The sequence below is a fragment of the Polaromonas sp. P3_C2 genome, assembly GCF_056402675.1.
In genome coordinates this window covers 1-2,090 of record NZ_JBFUGX010000693.1, presented here as the reverse complement: position 1 = coordinate 2,090, position 2,090 = coordinate 1, and the positions used below count along the sequence as shown (strand labels likewise).

Below are 2,090 nucleotides of genomic sequence, written 5' to 3'. Positions count from 1 at the left end.
GTCCAACCTCAAACGCATGCTGGCGTTCTCCACCATCTCCCAGATGGGCTTCTTGCTGCTCGGCCTGCTGGCCGGCGTGGTCAACGGCAACCAGCTCAACACTGAATCCGCCTACAGCGCAGCGATGTTCTATGCACTGACTTATGTGCTCACCACTCTGGGTGCTTTCGGCATCATCATGCTGTTGGCACGGGCAGGGCATGAGTCTGAAGAGATCGTCGATCTGGCCGGCCTGAACCAGCGCAGCCCGTTGTACGCCGGCGTGATGGCCATCAGCATGTTCTCGCTGGCCGGCCTGCCGCCGCTGGTGGGGTTTTATGCCAAGCTGTCCGTCCTGCAGGCGCTGATTTCCTCGCAACAAACCAGCTACATTGTGCTGGCCGTTTTTGCGGTGATCATGTCGCTGGTGGGCTCCTTCTATTACTTGCGTGTGGTCAAGGTCATGTACTTTGATGCACCCTTGGCCCATAACGCCCAGCCGGTTTCTGCGCCGGCAGATGCCAAGGCAGTGCTGGCCATCAATGGTGCGCTCATCCTGATCCTAGGCATCATGCCTGGCGGTTTGATGACCCTGTGCGCGCAGTCCATCAGCAGCATCGTCAAATCACTGGGTAGCTGACCTCTGCCATGACCCAAACTGCTTCAGTCTGGCTGGTCGTGCTGCTGGCCTTGCTGGCAGCCAACCTGCCTTTCATCAGCAATCGCCTGTTCGCGGTCTACGCGCTCAAGTTGCCGAAAAACCTGGCAATCAGGGCTGCAGAGCTGGTGGTCTGGTACCTGGTTGTCGGCGGTCTGGGCTTATACCTTGAGCAGCGGAGCGGTCAGATTGCACCGCAAGGCTGGGAGTTTTATGCCATCACCGGTACGCTCTTCATCACCTTTGCGTTTCCCGGATTTACCTGGCGCTACCTGTTCAAGCACCGCCCATGAGCGCATCTTCCGGTCCTGATCAAGCCGGTGCAATTGCCGACGCGCACCTCGTCGAGACCTGCATCGATTCGGTCGAGATCCTGAGAGGGAATTTCCTGCATGCCTTGCGCGATACCGTCAGGCTGCCCGATGGCAACCAGGCAACGCGCGAATACGTCATTCACTCCGGTGCCGTGATGATCGTGGCGCAACTGGACGACGGGCGTCTGGTGCTGGAGCGCCAGTACCGCTACCCCATGCGTGCCGTGATGGTGGAGTTTCCCGCGGGCAAGCTCGATCCGGGCGAAGGTTCGCTGACCTGCGCACAGCGTGAACTGCTGGAGGAAACCGGTTACACCGCACGTGAATGGGCGAGGGCGGGCGTGTTGCATCCGGTGATCTCGTACTCTACCGAATTTATTGACATCTGGTTTGCGCGCGGGCTGACACTCGGCCATCGCAAGCTGGATGCCGGGGAGTTTCTGGACGTCTTTACGGCAACACCCGCTGAGCTTCTTGCCTGGTGCGCCAGCGGCGAGGTCACGGATGCAAAAACATTGACAGGCGCACTGTGGTTGCAAAACGTGCTCTCCGGGGCGTGGGCTTTGGACTGGCAAACTGCAACACCCTGATCCCCCGGCGATAATCCGGCCATGAAAGTCCTGAATCTCCAATGTGCGCACCAGCATTCATTTGAAGGCTGGTTTGCGTCCGAGGACGACTTCCAGGCCCAGCTGTCGCGCGGCCTGATCGAATGCCCGATGTGTGCCGACAAAAGCATCCAGAAACTTCCCAGTGCACCACGTCTCAACCTGGGTGGCCATGACATCGTGAGCGCAGGCAGCCGGGCTGCTGCGTCTTCACAAGTTGCCATTCCGAACCCGGCGCGGGTCGTCGAAGGCGAGGCCAACGCCATGGCGGGTATACCGGCCGCAAAGAGTCAGGCAGAGCAGGCCGCGTTCCTGAAGGCCTTGCGTCATGTGATGGCGCATACCGAAGATGTCGGAAGCCAGTTTGCGGATCAGGCCCGCCGCATGCACTATGGCGAACTGGAGGCGCGCAGCATTCGCGGCCAGGCCAGTGCGCGCGAAACCGTGGAACTGATAGAGGAGGGCATCGACGTCATGCCCTTGCCTTTGCTGCCTGGGATCAAGGAAACGTTGCAGTAATGACCCCCACGG

4 protein-coding genes are annotated in these 2,090 nt (G+C 59.9%); all 4 read left to right on the top strand.

The features are described from left to right. Window positions 1–619: NADH-quinone oxidoreductase subunit N (locus tag AC1DWI_RS20845; protein WP_477725645.1), on the top strand; the 619-nt coding region annotated here is incomplete at its 5' end. An 8-nt stretch (window positions 620–627) separates the two neighbouring features. Continuing rightward, a complete protein-coding gene (locus AC1DWI_RS20840) occupies window positions 628–930 on the top strand; it encodes a DUF2818 family protein (protein WP_457279055.1) in 303 nt (100 codons plus the stop codon). Further along, window positions 927–1,541, top strand: a complete 615-nt coding sequence (locus AC1DWI_RS20835) for an NUDIX domain-containing protein (protein ID WP_477671603.1) — start codon at window positions 927–929, stop codon at window positions 1,539–1,541. Before AC1DWI_RS20840 ends, AC1DWI_RS20835 begins: the two co-directional genes overlap by 4 nt. A gap of 21 nt (window positions 1,542–1,562) precedes the next feature. Next, window positions 1,563–2,078: a DUF1178 family protein gene (locus AC1DWI_RS20830; RefSeq protein WP_477671604.1), complete on the top strand. Its 516-nt coding sequence runs from the start codon at window positions 1,563–1,565 to the stop codon at window positions 2,076–2,078. Window positions 2,079–2,090 lie beyond the last annotated feature (12 nt).

Bases quoted from the DNA above. Each gene is read 5' to 3' on its own strand.
- AC1DWI_RS20840 (WP_457279055.1), top strand. From the start codon at position 628: ATGACCCAAACTGCTTCAGTCTGGCTGGTCGTGCTGCTGGCCTTGCTG.
- AC1DWI_RS20830 (WP_477671604.1), top strand. From the start codon at position 1,563: ATGAAAGTCCTGAATCTCCAATGTGCGCACCAGCATTCATTTGAAGGC.
- AC1DWI_RS20835 (WP_477671603.1), top strand. From the start codon at position 927: ATGAGCGCATCTTCCGGTCCTGATCAAGCCGGTGCAATTGCCGACGCG.